General features: G+C 62.3%; 1 pseudogene. It reads left to right on the forward strand.

The window, feature by feature from the left end:
* The first annotated feature begins 50 nt into the window (after positions 1 to 50).
* Positions 51 to 927: pseudogene (locus tag A5733_RS26795) on the forward strand (IS5 family transposase).
* Positions 928 to 940 lie beyond the last annotated feature (13 nt).

Here is a 940-nt window from a genome sequence, read left to right on the forward strand (position 1 = left end):
CTAGGGCGTGTCTGCTTAATGTGAGCGGTGTTGTGCCTGATGCTGTTTAGGTGCTACGGACAGATGTGATTTCGGACGATTTATGGTCGGTGATTGAGCCGGTGCTGCCATCGGGACGGCGACGGGGACGTCCGTGGAACGACCATCGTCTGACGTTGGAAGGCATTATCTGGCGGTTTCGCACCGGATCTCCGTGGCGTGACCTGCCCGAGCAGTTCGGCGCCTGGCAGTCAGTGGCCGAACGACACCTGCGCTGGTCCACCGATGGCACCTACGCGCGGATCTTCGCCGCAATCGCCCACGATGTCGAGGACGCCGGCGCTGACCTGGCCGAACTGCTACTGGCCGTGGACTCGACCAGTGTGCGCGTGCACCAGCACGCTGCTGGTGCCCGCCCGGGTCAGCACACAGGGGGATCTGTCGAATTACAAGAAATACCCCGACGAGCCCGATGACCACGCCATTGGGCGCTCCCGGGGTGGGTTGACCACAAAGATCCATGCACTGGCCGACCAACTCTGCAGCCCGGTCGTGATGGCACTGTCAGCCGGCCACGCCGGCGACAACCCCATGCTGTGGCCGCTGCTGGAACTGCTCGGTGACACCGAAATCGACACGTTTCGGCTGCTGGCCGACAAGGCCTACTCCCACGACTCGACCCGGGCACGGCTACGCCAGATGAAGATCGCCCACACCATCCCCGAGCGCAGTGACCAGATCAACCGTCGCAAGGCCAAAGGCAGCAAAGGTGGACGTCCGCCGGGGTTCTCCGGACGAATCTACAAGCACCGCAACACCATCGAACGATGCTTCAATCGGCTCAAACACTGGCGAGCCATCGCCACTCGCTACGACAAGTACGCCCTGAGCTACCTCGGCGGAGTCACTCTGGCCGCCATCATCACCTTCTACCGCGTCCGCAATTAACAGACACGACCTA

Source organism: Mycobacterium sp. NS-7484 (assembly GCF_001953975.1).
Taxonomy (GTDB): Bacteria; Actinomycetota; Actinomycetes; order Mycobacteriales; family Mycobacteriaceae; genus Mycobacterium.